The organism is Mesorhizobium sp. WSM4847, assembly GCF_055811335.1.
Genome location: NZ_JBVVPY010000010.1, coordinates 175,053 through 191,196 on the forward strand (window position 1 = coordinate 175,053; position 16,144 = coordinate 191,196).

A 16,144-nucleotide genomic window follows, 5' to 3' on the forward strand; every position below is an offset into this window, starting at 1 on the left:
TTCATGAGCCCCTCACTTTGCCCGCGCGCATGGCGGCGGCGCCGGCGATCACCGATTTGACGATGTTGTGGTAGCCCGTGCAGCGGCAGAGATTGCCCTCCAGCCAATCGCGCACCTCCGTTTCGGTTGGGTCGGGATTGCGTCCGACAAGGTCGACCGCGCTCATCAACATCCCCGGCGTGCAGAAGCCGCATTGCAGCCCGTGGTTTTCATGGAAGGCCTGCTGCATCGGATGCAGCTTCGCCTGTCCGGCGCCCGCCAGGCCTTCAACCGTCGCTACTGAACCGCCATCTGCCGAGACTGCCAGCATGGTACAGCTTTTCACCGACTCGCCGTTGAGATGCACCACGCAGGCACCGCATTGGCTGGTGTCGCAGCCAATGTGAGTTCCGGTGAGCGAGAGCTGCTCGCGCAGGAGATCGACCAGCAGCATCGCCGGATCGATCGATACGCTGACCGGGCGTGCATTGAGCGTGAGATTGATTTCCATGGTGTGCTCCGGGCTAGGCAAGCAAATGCGCGCGGTCGATCAGCCATGCGGCAAGGACGCTATCGCCGACGTCGAATGGATTCTCGAAAAAGCGGCGTTCCGGCACATAGGCGACGAATTCCTCCTCGCCCGCAGCGTCCAGCATCACCTTGACGAAATTGCCCTGGTATTCGATGCCGAGGATCGTCGCCGGCACCGAAGCCATGTCCTGCTCGGAGAGCGTTGTGCCCGTGCGGAACAGTTCGACGTCGTCGCGCCGCACCGCGATGTCGATCGCCTGGCCGGCCTCCAGCCGGACGCCGGCGCGCATCGGAATCGTAATGCCGTTGATTTCAGGGCTCGCGATCATAGCGCGCGTGCCATTAATCCTGCCGACCTTGCCACTGAGCACATTCTGCCCACCAAGGAATTCCGCGACGTAGCGATCCTTCGGCGCAGCATAGATTTCACGCGCCGGACCAGACTGCTTGATCTTGCCGTTTTCCATGACGACGACCATGTCGGCGAGCGCGATGGCCTCGAGCTGCGTATGCGTGACATGGACGAAGGTGATGCCGAGTTCGCGCTGCATGCGTCTCAGCTCGGCGCGCATCCTGATGCGGAGATGCTCGTCGAGCGCCGAAAGCGGCTCATCGAGCAGCAACACCCGTGGTTCGGTAATGGCAGCGCGGGCGAGCGCCACGCGCTGCTGCTGACCGCCGGAAAGCTGCGCCGGGAGACGGTTGGCAAACTCGGCCAGCCGTACCTTCTCGATCATGGCGTCAGTCCTGGCGTAGCGCTCGGTCTTCGAGAGCCCACGGACCCTGGGCGCGAAGGCTATGTTGTCGCGAACCGTCAGATGCGGAAACAGCGCGTAGGACTGGAACATCATCGCCGTACGGCGCTCGACCGGTGGCAGGCCGACGACACTTTCGCCGCCAATCAGGATCTCGCCAACGGTCGGATCCTCGTGGCCGGCGATCATACGCAGGATCGTGGTCTTGCCGCAGCCCGAAGGGCCGAGAATGCAGCAATAGGCGCCGTCCGGAATTTTCAGATTGACGCCGTCGACCGCATAGCTGAAGCCGTCATAGCTCTTGGCGACGCCGGCGATCTCAATATGACCCATGCCGACCGTCATGCGCCGGCTCCCACGAGAACGGGCGGGCGGCTCCTGCGCCGCTTCTGGATGAAGGCGATCGTGCCCAGACTTGCCCCGATGACGAGAAAAGAGACGATCGTGGTGACGGTGCCAAGCGCATAGAGTGCCGGCGAAGTGATGTTCAGCGTCATGCTCCAGATCTCCAGGGGCAGTGTATTGAGCGAGCCGGCGGTCTGCAGCGTCCGGGCAAATTCGTCATAGGAGAGCGTGAAGCCGAACAGCGCGACGGCGACAAGGCCGGGCGCCAGCACCGGGATCACGACGAGCCGGATCGCCTGCCAGGGCGAGGCGCCAAGGTCGCGCGCCGCTTCTTCCCAGGCATGGTCGAAGCGCGACATGACGGCGAACATGACGAGCACGCCAAAAGGCAACGTCCATGAAAGCTGCGCACCAAGCGCCGAGGTGAACAGGCTTGCCTCGATACCGACCGCGTTGAAGATGAGTCCCACGCCGATGCCGAGCACCAGGCCGGGAGCGACCAGGCTGCCGATCATCAAATAGAAGACGGTCGTGTCACCGGCGAAGCGTTTGCGAAAGCCAAGTCCGGCCAGGAAGGATACGACCACGGTCAGCACCGTGACCACGATCGCAAGCTCGAACGAGCGCTCGAAGGAGCCCTTGACGTCGCCGGTGCGGACCTGCGTGAACAGGTCGACGAACCAGTGCAGCGAGAGACCCTTGATCGGGAAGACCAGCCCGCCGCGCAGATCCTGGAAGGAAAGAATATAGATGCAGGCCATCGGACCGTAGAGCGCCACCAGGTAGAGCGTGAACAGGGTGGCAAGCACATAGAAGGTCCACGGCCGGCGTCCACTGGCCGGGGCAATCGCCCGGCTCCTGTGCGCCGGCACGCTTGCGGCGATGGTCGGGGCCATGCTCATCGCGTGATCTCCTTGCGGATGTCGACGAAGCGCAGGATCAAGCCGACAGTCAGCACGAGAACGACGGTGAGCAGCACTGCACTGGCCGCGGCGGTCGGATATTGCAGCACCGAGATGTCCTCATAAAAGGCGCCGGCGACAGAGGCAGAGCCGCCGCCCGACATTACCTTGACCACGAAGAAGTCGCCCATGACGATCGAAATCACGAAGATCGAACCGAGCGCGATACCGTTCTTGGACAGCGGCACGATGATCAGCCGCATGATATCAAAGCGGCTGGCGCCAGCGTCGAGCGCCGCCTCGACGACGCGCTTGTCGATCCGGCCCATGGCGTTGAAAATCGGCACGATCATGAAGATGGTGAGCTGGTGGACATAGGCGACGACCACCGCGAAGCTGGAAAACAGCAGGAATTCGAGCGGTTGGTCTATCAGACCGATCTTGAGCAAGGCCTCATTGACCAGCCCCTCCTTGCCCAGCAAGGGGATCCAGGAAATCATCCGGATAATGTTGGAGGTCCAGAACGGCACTGTGCAGAGCAGGAACAGCCCGAGCGCAAGCAGCGGGTTCCTGACATGGAAGACAAGGAAATAAGCGACGAGGAAGCCGATCACCAGGCTGAAAAACCACGTCAGCACGGTGAACTTGATGGTCTCGTAATAGAGATTGAACGTCAGTTCCGAGGTCAGTATCTGCGTGTAGTTTTCGAGATTGAACGCCGGGAACAATCCGCCGAAGCCATCGGTTTCGAAGAAGCTCGCTGCCACCACTGCAACCAGCGGTAGCACGAAGAACGGGATCAGCACGACGACCAGCGGGGCAACATAGGCCCACCCGGCCAGATTTCGCTTGAACGCAACGCTTTGTGTCATCGCCGGACTCCGAGGATTTTCGGATGAAGGTGTGATCGGGCAAGGCGCCCGATCCGGTTGCGGCGACGCCGGTCACGCAACCTTGAAGTCGTTCCAGCGCTTGTTCATGTAGGCCGCCTCGTCCATCAGCGTGTTCCAGCACGAGATGTTCTTGACCCGCTCGAGGAAGGAGCCGCCATCGCGCACCGTACCCGTCTTCTCCATCGGAGTGCCGTAGGGGTCCTTGACTTCATCCGGCGCCGGCTTGCCGTCGTACCAGTAGTCCCATTCGGCGGCGGTGAGGAACGGCTTGGCGGTGGACGGCACCGGGCTGTAGTAGCCGTAGCGGGCGACGAAAGCGCCCTGCCAGCCGGTGTAGTACCAATTCATATACTCGTAGGCCGCTTCAAGCTTCTTGCCGGTGAGGTGCTTCATCAAGCCCATCCCGTTGCACCAGCCGCGATAGCCTTCCTTGTCGCCCTTTTTGTTGACCGGCGCGTAGACGCAAGGGATCTCCTTGACGCGAACCGCGGCAACCGCTGGCGACCACATCGACTGGATGATCACCTCGCCGGCCGCCATGAGCTGCACGGATTGGTCGAATGTGGTCCAGGTGGCGCGGAAATGCCCCGACTTCTTCAGCTCGATCAGCTTGTCGATAGTGAAGTCGATCTCTTCCTTGGTCATGTTTCCCTTGTTGCCGTACTTGATCAGGTCGGCACTCTCGAAACACAGGGCGGCGTCCATGATCCCGATCGCCGGCACGTCGAGGATCGCCGCCTTGCCCTTGAACTTCGGGTCGATCAGTTCCTTCCACTCGGTAACCGGATGGCCGATCAGATCAGGACGGTAGCCGATCGAATCCGCATTGTAGACTTGCGGCAGGAATGTCGCCCATTCGGTGACGCCGTCGTGGAGATCGGTCGCGTCGGGCGTCTCGATATACATCGCTTCGTACGGCGAAATGCCCTGGCGCGACACCACTGCGCCGTCGATCTCACCCTTGGTGAAGATCGGCAGGATATTATCGAACTCCTTGATCTTGTTGATTTCGATGCCTTGGATCACGCCGCGTTTGGCGGCGAGCTTGGCCTGCCAGCCTTCGAGGTCGGCGATATCGACCGAATTCGGCTGGGTGATGAAGCGGTTGATGGCAGCGGAGGTGTCGAGATTCTGCATCGTCACTTTCAAGCCGAGATCCTTGGCCGCCTGGTCGCCGATCGCCTTGACGACCGAGTACGAAACGCCGACGTGGCGCAGTTCGATGTCCTTGATCTCCTGGGCCCAGATCGTCGGAAAACCGCCGATCGCTCCGGACCCTACGGCGGCCCCGGCAGCAGCCGCGCTGCCTTTGAGAAACTTTCTTCTTGTCAGTGTATTCGTCGGCTCTTTCACCTGTTTCATGGTCAAACCCTTCCCCTGCATGCCGAGCCTGTTGTCGGCAATCCACATTCTTCGATGTCCGGCTTTATGCTGGAGGGTAGGATATATTTTTTGCGCAGCCCGCCAAATTAGAAGTGAAAATTCCAATTATAAGCAGGGCAAATCTGCCGCCGATATGCGCACCGGCAAGCGCCGTTCTCCCAAAACATATGCAAAAGCGCAGATTCCCTACTCTTTCCTGCCAGAATATTCAGCAAGTTGGCAATTCCCGTAGCGCGCAGACTCGCAGCCACCGGGCGAAAAATAATTTCAAGGCACGTTCACCGTGATCTGGACGAACGGAGGGGACCGTGAGGGAGCCGCAATATCAAAGAGAGGATGTCCGCTTAAGCGAGCTCTGCCGAAAAGGAGCCGCCCGATTGTGCCCCCAATCTCTCCGCGATTAGCCTCGATGGCCGCGCTCTATCGAGAAAAACCGTGTTGCGCGCCACTTGCCGGCTACGGCCGAGCCCCGCCGGCGCACCGGTGTTCGGATTGACGTCGAACTTCGGAAAATTGCTCGAAGAGATGTCCAGCCGCAGCCGATGGCCGGCACGGAACAGATTGGCGGTCGCAAACAGCTCGATGTGAAGCCGCATGATCTCGCCAGGTTTCACGAGCTCGGCTCTTTCGAATGAATGCCGGAAACGACAGCGGAAAATCCCGTCTGACAGGTTCAAGGCAAAGCCCGTCGGATAGTCGGCGCTCGGTGGATGGACGTCGATCAGTTTCGCGGTGAAGTCGGTGTCTGGCGCATCGGTCGTCGCCCAGAGATCCACCGCCACCCTTCCGAGCACGGTCAAATCGTCGGCAAGCGGCTCGGTCTCGAAGGAGAGGACATCGAGACGGGCGGAAATCGGCAGTCCGAAATTGCGGCAGCCGAAGAACCTCTCGTCCTCTCTCTGGTCGAAGCCGCCCCCTGTGAAGATCGGCTGACCGCTGGTCAGCGCCCCGCCAATGGTCGGGACCGGGTCGGCGGGATCGAAATCATAGCTTAGCGCGGCGGCGTCGGGCGCGGGAAAGGCCTCCGAAAGCCTGCCGTTGGGGTGCAGGTAGTAGGTTTGCTCGGTCATGTCCGGCAGCGGCCACCGCTTGGCTTTGATCCAGCGCCCGCCGTGATCGAGACGGCCCGTTTCAGTTTTCGTGCCCTTTCCCCCGCCCATGACAAAAAGGCGGATCGGCTCCTCGTCGAGATTGTCCTCCGGCCCGCTCCTCAGCCAGCGATCGAACCAGCGGCGACGAAACTCCAGCCAGCTCGCCGCCACATTGCCGCCGAGCGGAGCGTTCGGTCCGAAATCGACGTCGCCGGCAAAGGTCAGATTGCGATCGCCGTGCAGACCCGGACCCATGATCAAGGCGAGCGGCCGTTTGCCATTGCGTGCAAGGCCGGCGAAATTCTCGAACGTCGTCGGGACATAGACGTCGAACCAGCTCGAGATCAGGGCGATCGGAATGTGGGGAATGGCGTCGTAGAAGCCCGCTGCATGAATGCCGACCTGCTTCCAGAAGCCGTCGAAAGTCTCGTGCCGCCACTGCTCCAGCAGGTAAGCCTCGTAGTCCGGAGCCCAGCGGAGCGGGGAACGGCCCTCAGACCAGGGCATTTTGCCGAACCAGCGATGCAGGTTTTCCGCTTCGAGCGCCTTTCGGGCCAACTCGTCGCCGGCGGCGGCGGCGCTCTCGCGGGCTTCCCGGTAGGCCCAGGTCGCCTGTTTCAGCTCGAACGCGCCGCCTTGGCGGATGCCGCAGGTGAAGGCGTTAGAGAATCCGCCGGAATCGAGGATCATGGTTGCAAGAGCCGGCGGCGCAAGGCACGCCGCCGCCATTTGGGTATGCGCAGCATAGGAAAGGCCCATGGTGCCGATCCGGCCACTGCACCAGGGCTGGGCTGCGATCCATGCAAGCGTGTCGTAGCCGTCCGGACCTTCGGAGCGATATTTGACGAACTCGCCTTCCGAGCCGTAGCGGCCGCGGCAGTCCTGGTAGACGACGATGTAGCCATGGCGCACGAAATGCTCGGCGACCGTCGCGCGATCCATCGGTTCGGTCATGCTGACCTCGAGTTCGGCGCGCGATGCCATCGCCTTGCCATAAGGCGTCCGCTCAACGATGACGGGAGCTGGCCGGTCCAGCGCGCGGCCTCCCCTTGCCGGTCGGTAGACGTCGGTCGCCAGTCTTACCCCATCGCGCATCGTCACCATAATATCGCGGCAGAGGACCATGTCATCGGTCACGGACTGGAACGCCTGGAGGTCGGTCATCTCAAAAAATTCCAAGGCGTTCAGGCGGCGGCGTCATTGAGGTGGCATGCGCTCTTGTGTCCGGCAGCAACCACCTTCAGTCGGGGCGCTTCGGTGCGGCAACGAGGCATCGCGTGCGGGCAGCGCGGGTGGAAATGACATCCGCTCGGCGGCGAGAGCGGGCTCGGCAATTCACCCTTGATCGCGGCAAAGCCGCGTTTGGTGGTTTCGATCCGCGGCACCTCGGCGAGAAGCGCCTGCGTGTAGGGATGGTTGGCCCGTGCAAAGATCTCCTCGGCCGGAGCCTCTTCGACAATGCGGCCGAGATACATGATCGCCACCCGATCGGAGATGTGCTCGACCACTCCGAGATCGTGGCTGATGAACAAGTAAGTGAGGTTCAGCCTCTCGCGCAGGTCCATGAAGAGATTGAGGATTTGCGCCTGGATCGAGACGTCCAAAGCGGCAACGGCCTCATCGCAGACGAGAAATTCCGGCTGCACGGCGAGCGCGCGCGCAATGCCGATCCGCTGGCGCTGGCCGCCGCTGAACTGATGCGGAAAGCGGTGTTTTAGCGCCGGATCGAGACCGGCACGCCGGAACTGTTGATCGACAAAGGTACCGAGATCGCCCTCAACCAGCCCGTGTACGCGCGGCGCCTCGCTGACGATATCGGCCGCTTTGCGGCGCGGATTGAGCGAGGCGTAGGGATTCTGGAATATCATCTGCACGCGCAGCTTGGCCTCACGCCGTTCGAGCGCCGGAAGCGCCTTCAAGTCCTTGCCGCGCCATGATACCGATCCCTTGCTGGGCGCCACGATGCCGGCGACGATCCGGCCCAGTGTGGACTTGCCGCATCCCGACTCGCCAACGAGGCCCAGAACCTCGCCCCTGCGAACGGCGAGGCTGACACCGTCGATCGCCTGCACGCTTGCCGTCGGTTTGGCGAGTTTGAACGAGATCGCCAAACGGGCCGCGAGATCCGGCCGCGTGCCGAAGCTGTGAGAAATCTCGTTCAGCTCGATCAGCGGCGCCATCCTGCTAGAACCCGCTGAGGAGCTTTGAATGTCTGCCGCAACCGGAGTGGAGGGGATCATACGCGGAACTCCGGCAAGGGATGAACGCAGCGGTGCTCGCGCGGGCCAGCAGTGAGCAGAGGCACCGCCTGGGCACACGCCGCGTCGGCGCGCGCGCAGCGCGGGGCGAAAGCGCATCCGGCCGGCAGCCGCGCAACACTGGGCGCCATTCCCGGGATCTGCCGAAGCCGCTCGCCACGCCGGTTGCGGCTGGGAACGGAGTCGATCAGACCGGCGGTATAAGGGTGCAACGGACGGGCGAGAACGTCCGACACCGGGCCGGATTCGACGATGCGGCCCGCATACATCACGGCGATCCGGTCGGCGAGCCGCGAGACGACGGCGAGATCATGCGTGATCCAGATCAGCGACGTGTTGTTCTGCGCCACGAGCTTTTGCATCTCGGCGAGAATCTGTGCCTGGATCGTCACATCGAGCGCGGTGGTCGGCTCGTCGGCGATGATGAAGTCCGGCCGGTGCAGCAGCGCAATAGCGATAACGACGCGCTGGCGCATGCCGCCGGAAAACTGATGCGGATAGGCCTGCAGCCGCTCATCCGGACTCGGGATCCCGACCATGCCGAGCGCGTCGCGCGCCCGCGCCCTGGCGTCCATGCGCGAGACGTTTTCATGCGCCTGCACCGCCTCGATCATCTGCGTGTCGATGCGCAGGACCGGGTTCAGCGTCATCATCGGATCCTGGAAGATCATCGCCATGCGGCGCCCGCGCAGCGCTCGCATCTCCTCGCGGCTGGAGCGGGTGATGTCGCGGCCGTCGAAGACGATCTGGCCGCCGACGATCGTGCCTGGCGGATCGACAAGGCCGATGATGGAAAAGCCGGTGACCGATTTGCCGGACCCGCTTTCACCGACGAGACCCAGAACCTCGCCGCGCGCGACGCTGAACGAGACGCCGTCGACGGCTTTTGCTTGTCCGAAATGGGTCCTGAGATCGCGGACTTCGAGCACGGTCGCATTCATTCGCGCCCCCGCGGGTTGAGCACGTCGCGGAGCCGATCACCTACGAGGTTGATCGCAACCACGGTAATCAGCAGCGCCACGCCGGGATAGAAACTGATCCACGTCATGCCGGAGAGCATGTACTGATAGCCGTTGGCGACCAGCAGGCCGAGACTGGGCTCGGTGATCGGCACACCGAGGCCAAGGAAGGACAAGGTCGCCTCCAGCGAGATGGCGCGCGCCACCTGCACCGTCGCGATCACGATCAGCGGCGGCAGGCAGTTGGGCAGAAGATGGACGAACAGGATGCGCCATCGCGGAATGGCGAGCGACTCTGCCGCCTCCATGTATTCCTTGCGCCGCTCCACCAGCGCCGTGCCGCGCGCGGCACGTGCATAAGTCGCCCATTCGACGATCACCAGAGCGAGTACGACGTTGAGGATTCCCTTGCCGAGAAAGGCGAGGATCATCAGTGCAACGAGAATGGAGGGGAAGGAGAGTTGCAGATCGACGATGCGCATGATCGCCGTCTCGGTCCGACCGCCGACATAGGCGGCGAGCAGGCCTAAAGAGGCGCCGAACAGCGCGGCGAAAAGCGCCGAGCTGACGCCGACGCCGAGCGATATGCGCAGGCCGTAGATGATGCCGGAAAGCATGTCACGACCCTGGTCGTCGGTGCCGAGCCAGAAAATCATGCCCGTCATCGATTGCGAGCCGGGCGGCAGGCGGCTGTCCATGATGTCGAGCTGGTTGAGGTCGTAGGGATTTTGCGGCGCTATAAGCGGCGCGAGCAGCGCCAGCCCGATGATCGCGGTCAGCAGCACGAAACCGGCAATGGCGGCAGGCGAGCGGAAGAATGCCCGCACGAGCACTCGAAACGGCGCCTCTTCACCCTTCTCGGCCTCGGTAGGCATCGGTGGCGGCAAGGTGTCGACGCTCATGTCACGGTCCCTCGCCCTGGAGCCGCACCCGCGGGTCGAGTGCCGTATAGGTCAGGTCGACGACGAGATTGATGATGACGAAGAAGGCGACGATCGCCATCAGGTATGCGGTGATGATCGGACGGTCGAGCACGTTGATGCTGTCGATGATCAACTTGCCCATGCCAGGCCAGCTGAACACGCTTTCGGTGACGACCGAGAAGGCGACGATAGAGCCGAATTCCAGGCCGATGATGGTCACCACCGGGATCATGATGTTCTTCGAGACGTGGACGCCGATCACGCGCGTTTCCCTGAGGCCCTTGGCCCGCGCGAACTTGACGAAATCGAGCGGCAGGACTTCGGCGACGCCGGCGCGCGTCAGGCGCAGAATGAGGCAGGCGTCAAACAAGGCGAGGTTCACCGCCGGCAGGATCAGGTGGGCAAGGCCGTCTTTGGTCAGGAACGCCCATTGGACGCCGAACAGTTCGGCGGTCTGGCCGCGCCCGCCGCTCGGCAACCAGCCGAGCTGCACGCCGAAAAACATGATCAGCACTAGCCCGACCCAGAAGGTCGGCAACGAGAAGCCGAGGATGCTGACGGTCATGATGACGCGGCTCAAGATGCTATCCGGCCGCAGTCCGGCATAAAGCCCGAGCGGCACGCCGACGACGATGGCAATGAGGATGGCAGAGACGGCCAGTTCGAGTGTTGCCGGCAGTCGCTGCAGGATCACCCTGATCGCCGGCTCGTTGTAGACGTAGCTCTCGCCAAGGTCGCCATGCAGCGCTGCCCAGAGGAAGCGGAGGTACTGCTGCCAAAGCGGCAGGTCGAGCCCGAGTGCCTGGACGACGCGCGCGCGCTCGATCTGATCGGCGTCGGGCGAGATCAAAATGTCGACGGGGTCGCCGATGACGTTGATCGCGATGAAGACGATAACCGTCATGGCGAACATGACCATCACGGCCTGGAGCAGCCGGCGCGCGACGGCTGCGGTCATGGCATCGCTCCGCAGCCTGATTGCCGGAAAGGGTCGCCGGTCGTCTGTGCGCGGCACATCACGCCGGCACCGCCATCGCCATGCCGTCGCGCTGCGGATCGGCGCCGCCGCGGCAAATTCCGTCTTCGATCTGGATGCCGTGGAGGGCGGCAAAAGCGTAACTTTGCCAGGAGCGCTTCACCTCGTAGCCCCGGCCCTCGATTTCTTCAGTGACATAGCGCGGAATGCGATTGGAGACGTCGATTGTGTTCGACACCGCCACGATCCTCGGGGCGGCCACCGCTTCCGACATGCTCATATCGAAATCGATGAGATTCATCAGCCCCTGCGCCATGGACGGCGCGATATAGCTGCCGCCGGGCGCTCCCATGACGATCACCGGCCGGTCGTCCTTGAATACGATTGTGGGCGCCGCAGAGCTGGCCCGCCGCTTGCCGGGAGCCAGCGATCCGGCCCGGCCCGGCCTTGGGTCGAAGCGGCTCATCGTTCCGTTGTACATGAATCCCAGGCCATCGGTGATCGCCCCCGAGGGACTGCCCAGCGTGTGGGTCAAGGCGACGGCATTGCCCTCATGGTCGACCACCGAAATATGGGTCGTGTCGCGCGGCGACCGGTCATCGACGCGCTCGATCCTGGCGCGCAGCCCGGCCTTGATCTCGGCGGCGAGCCCGCTGCAATAGTCGCGGGACAGCAGCCGCGCGACCGGCACGTCGACATAGGCAGGATCGCCGAGATGGCGGTCCTTGTCGATGGTCATGCGCTTCATCGCCTCCGCCAGCAGGACGATGTGCTCGGCACCGTCATGCTCCATGGCTCCGACATCAAAATGCTCGAGGATGTGGAGCAATTGCAGCATGGATATGCCGCTGGCGGGCGGCGGGCTGGTCGCAATATCGTAGCCACGATACTCGCCCCAGAGCGGTTGCGCGGTGGATAGCTCATAGCGCGCCAGATCATCCTTCCCGATAAGGCCGCCGTTGGCGGCCATGTCGGCGGCGATTTCTTCGGCGATCTCGCCCTTGTAGAAAATGTCCGGACCGGCGGCCGCGATGCGCTCGAGCGTTTGGGCGAGGTCGGTGTTGACGACGACGTCGCCTGGCAGCTTGACCGCGCCGTCCGGGCGAAAATAGATGGCGCGCCCCGTGTTGCTGAAGCGCAGCTTGTCAAGGGTCCGCACTTCGCCGGTATCTACGCCGTCCTGGGCCCAGTACCAATGGACATGCGGGCGGACCATAAAGCCGCGCCTCGCCTGCTTGGCGGCGGGTGCGACGACGTCGGCCCATTCAAAAGTGCCGTATCTCGACAGCGCCTCGGCATAGCCCTTGACACTGCCCGGCGTGCAGACGGCGAGATAGCCGATCTCGCTGATGCCGCCTTCCAGCAGAAAGGCGAAGCCGTCGCGCGACTGGCCGACCAGAAGGTCGCTCCACATTTCAGGCGACGCTTTGAGCGGCGCCCTGGCGTAGAATTCTAGCACCTCGTGCACGCCGCGTCGCGGCATATAGACCTGCATCGAGCCAAAGCCCCCGATGCCGGCCATTTGAGGGTCGACGACGCCTTGCATGAAAGCGCAGGCGATCGCCGCATCGACGGCGTTGCCGCCGCGTTTGAGCACCAGAGCGCCCGCCTCGACCGCCTCCGGCTGCGGCGCAACGATCATTGCATTCATCTTGATGCGTTCCGTCGTTCCTTGAGGGCCTGGGCCAGGAAATCCTTGACCGGATCGAGAACCGCGTCGCGTTCGTGGGCTACCCCGGGCAGCAAATCAAAGCGTACGCGCACACCCGCTTCCTCGAACGATCGACACAACGTCCTGAGGCGCTCCGGCCTCGTTTGTCCTGCATCGTTGGCGCCTGGCATCCAATGGGTGCTGCCCTGGGCGTGCGTGATTTCCCAGGTCTCCAGGTCGGCATCGCCGACGATCATCTGGACAGGCACTTTTGCCAGCGCGGCGGCGTCGAAGGTGATGCGGAACTTCTCCGGCAGGTCGCGAATGCCCACCCACCAGTCCCGCGTGCGATCGAGCAGGGTCACCGATCCCGGTGCGCCGATCGACGCCGCCCATAGCCTGTCGGGATGAAGGATGGCGAAGCGATGGGTGAAATGCCCGCCGCCGGAAAATCCGAACATAGCGAAGCGGGTCCAGTCCTGACGGTATTTCGCGACGACTTCTTCGACTATCGCGAGCAGCACCTGATCGTAGCGGATGTCGCCCTCGATCATGTATTTGTATCCGCTGCGGGCATCGTCGCCGAGAACGCCCATTGGAAACACCGGGCACAAAATGGCGCAGTCGTTCCAGCGTCCGAACTCGGCGAACGCATCACGGAAACCCAGGAACGAGGTGCGGCCGGTACCATGGACGGCCACCAGCAGGTCGACTTGGGTGCCTTCCCCAACCGCGGGCGGTACATACAGGCAATAGTGGAAACGTGGGTCCGATTTGGAAGCAAAGATGGCGGTCGCGCCAAGATCGTATGTAGCGCGACCGCGATCCGCAACAGATCCCGTGGCGATGCTCGTCAAGTCTACACCTCCTCAGACAATCTTGGCGTTCATGGCCAGCGTATACTGGTCGGCCCGCGTCGTGAACTGAAGGTCCTTTCGGGCAGCCACGACGAGAACCTCATGGTGCAGCGGAATCAGGGCGACGTCGTTGAAGACGATGTCGCTGAGCTCCGAGAGCATCATTTCGCGTTTGGTGTCGTCCAGCGTCCGCTTCGCCACAGCCAGTTTGGCATCGAGATCGGGATTGGAGTAGCGGCCCGAATTGGCGATGCCCATACCGGCGTCCGGATTCTGCGTCGCGACCAGAGCTGTCATTGGGTTCGAGGTTTCGCCTGTGTTGACGCCCCAGGAGTCCAGATTGACGCTGAACTCATGGGCATCCGCCTTGTCGGCATAAACCGACCAGGGCATGACCTCGACGCTGACTTCCAGGCCGATGCGAGAGAACATCTGGGCCACGGCCTGCACGATCTTCGAATCGTTGACGATACGATCATTGGGCCCGTGGATCGTCAGGCGGAAGCCATCGGGGTAGCCGGCCTCGGCAAGCAGGGCCGTGGCTTTTGCAGCGTCGAATGGAACGGGTTTGATAGCAGCCGAGGTGCCCGGGGCGCCGGCGGGCAGAAACTGTGAAGCGACAATGGCATTGCCCTGCATCAAGCGCTCGACAATGGCGCTGCGGTCGATCGCCATGGACAGCGCCTGCCGCACACGCAGATCCTTCAGCGGGTTGCGGTCGAGCGGCTTGCCATCCTTGCCGCTGATGAAGGGCGTCACGTCCCTGAACGTGTCCAGCGAGAAGAAGACCACCCGGCTCGATACGCCGCGGATGATGTGAAAGCGCTCGTCTTGTTCGACGCGGGCAACACCCTCGTAGGGCACCTGTTCGACGAGATCGAGATCGCCGGCGAGCAGGTTGGCAAGTCGCGCGCCGGCATCGGTGACGATGCGGAGCTCGACGTCCGGCAAAGCAGGCCTCGGTCCCCAGTAGTTGGGATTGGCGGAAAGCGCGACACCGTTGCCGGAAACATATTCCTTCAGCACATAGGGGCCAGTTCCGATCGCCGCGGTGCCGTTGTTGAACTGATCGCTCGGGGTATCCTTGAACTTGGCGCGGATGATGCGAATGCGACTGAGCGAATTGGGCAGAAGCGGCTCCGGCTGCTTGGTTTCGATGAGAAGCTTGCCGGTTTGGGGCGAGGTGATCGACTTGATGTTGCGCGTGTAGGTCCGGAACGACGCCGTGCTGTCGATGGTGTTGGCCCGGTCGAATGAAACGACGATGTCGTCTACGGTGAGCGGCTCACCGTCGCTGAAGCGCACGTCTGGGCGCAGGTCGAACTCCCAATGGGTGTCGTCGACCGCGCGCCAGGCCGTCGCCAGCCCCGGTCTGGAGATCGACTTTTCGTCGTTGGTGACAAGCGTGTCGTAGATATGGGTGGCAAGCGCGTTGTTCGGCGCATTGCTCTTCAGATGCGGGTCTAGCGTCGTCGGCGGAGCAGCCATGCCGATCCGCAATTGGCCGGTTGCCGCTGCCTGGGCCAGCCCCGTCCAGCTAATGCCTTGCAAGACGGCGGCACCGCCGAGCGCCCATTGCATCAGCGCACGGCGCGATATTGTCCGGTTCATCATTGGTTTTCTCCGTGTCCACTCTGGATAGTTCCATCGGAGGAGTTCTTTTCCGCTGCCGCTTGCCATGATCGAGCCCAGCTTGGGATCCGCTGATGGTGCCGGCCTCCTTCCTGACAGCGAGTGAAACGAAAGCTTCACTATTTGTCAACACAGATAAACCATCGTTTCACTAGACGATACAAATTTTCTCGTTTAACCTCCTGCACGAGACGCTTTGCCGAGGAAGTGAGAAATGACCGATCAAGCAGATACCCGGTACACGGTCGATTCCGTCGATCGCGCGATCAGTTTGTTGCAGACAGTGGCCGGCGAGGCAGATCTTGGCGTTTCCGAAATCGCGCGGCGTTCCGGCGACAGCAAGGCGCGCGCTTTCCGGCTTTTGCAGACGCTGGTGCGGCGCGGCTTGCTGGCGCGATCATCGGATGGAAAAGGCTATCGCCTCGGCCTCGCTGCATTGATGCTGGGCCACGCCGCCAGCGAACAGATGGACCTGATCCGCATAGCAAACCCTGTTCTGGAAGAACTCGGTCAGAAGATCGGCGAAACCACCCAGTTGCGGATCCGCGATGACCAGGAAAGCCTTTGCGTCGCCAAATGGGAGCCGAAGCGGGACCTTCGCGTCAATGCGATTGTCGGCCGGCGGCGTCCGCTACATGCCGGTTCGAGCAAGGCGTTCCTGGCCCATATGGGTGATGAGGAGCGCGAGGCCATTCTTTCCGGCTCGTTGAAGCGCTTCACCAAGAAAACGGTGACCGATCCTCGGCTTCTTAGGGGCGGGCTCGAGCAAATCCGCAAGGCGAAGTTTTTCGTCAGTCGCGGCGAGATCAACGACGATCTGATTTCGATCACCGCACCGGTGTTCGTGGCGCCGGGTAAGATAATCGCGGCGCTGAACATCGCTGCCCCGGAAAACCGGGTGCCGGAAGAGCGTATAAGCGAACTGGGCGACATGGTGGCCCGGGCCGCCCATCGTATTTCCGCCGCCCTTGGCTTCCGCTCGCCGGCTGCCAATGACATAGCGAGTTGA

General features: G+C 62.5%; 14 protein-coding genes. 1 reads left to right on the forward strand and 13 read right to left on the reverse strand.

Going from position 1 to position 16,144, the window contains the following annotated elements; genetic code table 11:
• Position 1: 1 nt before the first annotated feature.
• The 13 genes from AC0L28_RS16770 to AC0L28_RS16830 form a co-directional block, all read right to left on the reverse strand.
• Positions 2–490, reverse strand: coding sequence for a (2Fe-2S)-binding protein (locus AC0L28_RS16770; RefSeq protein WP_023800427.1), 489 nt, complete (start codon positions 488–490; stop codon positions 2–4).
• A gap of 13 nt (positions 491–503) precedes the next feature.
• On the reverse strand, positions 504–1,610 hold the full coding sequence (locus tag AC0L28_RS16775; protein WP_128167576.1) for an ABC transporter ATP-binding protein: 1,107 nt from the start codon (positions 1,608–1,610) through the stop codon (positions 504–506).
• Positions 1,607–2,506: an ABC transporter permease gene (locus AC0L28_RS16780; protein ID WP_023800425.1), complete on the reverse strand. Its 900-nt coding sequence runs from the start codon at positions 2,504–2,506 to the stop codon at positions 1,607–1,609. Before AC0L28_RS16780 ends, AC0L28_RS16775 begins: the two co-directional genes overlap by 4 nt.
• A gap of 2 nt (positions 2,507–2,508) precedes the next feature.
• Entirely contained in the window at positions 2,509–3,384 is an 876-nt protein-coding gene (locus tag AC0L28_RS16785) for an ABC transporter permease (RefSeq protein ID WP_023800424.1), read from the reverse strand.
• A 72-nt stretch (positions 3,385–3,456) separates the two neighbouring features.
• On the reverse strand, positions 3,457–4,767 hold the full coding sequence (locus AC0L28_RS16790) for an ABC transporter substrate-binding protein (RefSeq protein WP_023800423.1): 1,311 nt from the start codon (positions 4,765–4,767) through the stop codon (positions 3,457–3,459).
• Between the two features lie 365 nt (positions 4,768–5,132).
• Positions 5,133–7,043: a CocE/NonD family hydrolase gene (locus AC0L28_RS16795; protein ID WP_473478847.1), complete on the reverse strand. Its 1,911-nt coding sequence runs from the start codon at positions 7,041–7,043 to the stop codon at positions 5,133–5,135.
• A gap of 20 nt (positions 7,044–7,063) precedes the next feature.
• Positions 7,064–8,059 carry an ABC transporter ATP-binding protein gene (locus AC0L28_RS16800; RefSeq protein WP_128171838.1) on the reverse strand — a complete coding sequence of 332 codons (996 nt, stop codon included), beginning with the start codon at positions 8,057–8,059 and terminating at the stop codon, positions 7,064–7,066.
• A 56-nt stretch (positions 8,060–8,115) separates the two neighbouring features.
• Entirely contained in the window at positions 8,116–9,078 is a 963-nt protein-coding gene (locus AC0L28_RS16805) for an ABC transporter ATP-binding protein (RefSeq protein WP_091597382.1), read from the reverse strand.
• On the reverse strand, positions 9,075–9,998 hold the full coding sequence (locus AC0L28_RS16810; protein ID WP_413468470.1) for an ABC transporter permease: 924 nt from the start codon (positions 9,996–9,998) through the stop codon (positions 9,075–9,077). Before AC0L28_RS16810 ends, AC0L28_RS16805 begins: the two co-directional genes overlap by 4 nt.
• A gap of 1 nt (position 9,999) precedes the next feature.
• Positions 10,000–10,977 carry an ABC transporter permease gene (locus tag AC0L28_RS16815; RefSeq protein ID WP_287226327.1) on the reverse strand — a complete coding sequence of 326 codons (978 nt, stop codon included), beginning with the start codon at positions 10,975–10,977 and terminating at the stop codon, positions 10,000–10,002.
• Between the two features lie 58 nt (positions 10,978–11,035).
• A complete protein-coding gene (gene ggt, locus AC0L28_RS16820) occupies positions 11,036–12,646 on the reverse strand; it encodes a gamma-glutamyltransferase (RefSeq protein ID WP_473478851.1) in 1,611 nt (536 codons plus the stop codon).
• The gene (locus tag AC0L28_RS16825) at positions 12,643–13,503 is read right to left on the reverse strand and encodes an alpha/beta hydrolase (protein ID WP_473478853.1); all 861 of its coding nucleotides are present in this window, start codon (positions 13,501–13,503) and stop codon (positions 12,643–12,645) included. Before AC0L28_RS16825 ends, ggt begins: the two co-directional genes overlap by 4 nt.
• Before the next feature lie 12 nt (positions 13,504–13,515).
• Complete coding sequence (locus AC0L28_RS16830; RefSeq protein WP_023800415.1) at positions 13,516–15,117, reverse strand: ABC transporter substrate-binding protein; 1,602 nt, start codon at positions 15,115–15,117, stop codon at positions 13,516–13,518.
• 232 nt (positions 15,118–15,349) lie between these two features.
• On the opposite strand from AC0L28_RS16830, the gene AC0L28_RS16835 reads away from it, so the two are divergent.
• Entirely contained in the window at positions 15,350–16,144 is a 795-nt protein-coding gene (locus AC0L28_RS16835) for an IclR family transcriptional regulator (protein WP_023800414.1), read from the forward strand.

Bases quoted from the DNA above. Each gene is read 5' to 3' on its own strand.
- AC0L28_RS16770 (WP_023800427.1), bottom strand. From the start codon at position 490: ATGGAAATCAATCTCACGCTCAATGCACGCCCGGTCAGCGTATCGATC.
- AC0L28_RS16775 (WP_128167576.1), bottom strand. From the start codon at position 1,610: ATGACGGTCGGCATGGGTCATATTGAGATCGCCGGCGTCGCCAAGAGC.
- AC0L28_RS16780 (WP_023800425.1), bottom strand. From the start codon at position 2,506: ATGGCCCCGACCATCGCCGCAAGCGTGCCGGCGCACAGGAGCCGGGCG.
- AC0L28_RS16785 (WP_023800424.1), bottom strand. From the start codon at position 3,384: ATGACACAAAGCGTTGCGTTCAAGCGAAATCTGGCCGGGTGGGCCTAT.
- AC0L28_RS16790 (WP_023800423.1), bottom strand. From the start codon at position 4,767: ATGAAACAGGTGAAAGAGCCGACGAATACACTGACAAGAAGAAAGTTT.
- AC0L28_RS16795 (WP_473478847.1), bottom strand. From the start codon at position 7,043: ATGACCGACCTCCAGGCGTTCCAGTCCGTGACCGATGACATGGTCCTC.
- AC0L28_RS16800 (WP_128171838.1), bottom strand. From the start codon at position 8,059: ATGGCGCCGCTGATCGAGCTGAACGAGATTTCTCACAGCTTCGGCACG.
- AC0L28_RS16805 (WP_091597382.1), bottom strand. From the start codon at position 9,078: ATGAATGCGACCGTGCTCGAAGTCCGCGATCTCAGGACCCATTTCGGA.
- AC0L28_RS16810 (WP_413468470.1), bottom strand. From the start codon at position 9,998: ATGAGCGTCGACACCTTGCCGCCACCGATGCCTACCGAGGCCGAGAAG.
- AC0L28_RS16815 (WP_287226327.1), bottom strand. From the start codon at position 10,977: ATGACCGCAGCCGTCGCGCGCCGGCTGCTCCAGGCCGTGATGGTCATG.
- ggt (WP_473478851.1), bottom strand. From the start codon at position 12,646: ATGAATGCAATGATCGTTGCGCCGCAGCCGGAGGCGGTCGAGGCGGGC.
- AC0L28_RS16830 (WP_023800415.1), bottom strand. From the start codon at position 15,117: ATGATGAACCGGACAATATCGCGCCGTGCGCTGATGCAATGGGCGCTC.
- AC0L28_RS16835 (WP_023800414.1), top strand. From the start codon at position 15,350: ATGACCGATCAAGCAGATACCCGGTACACGGTCGATTCCGTCGATCGC.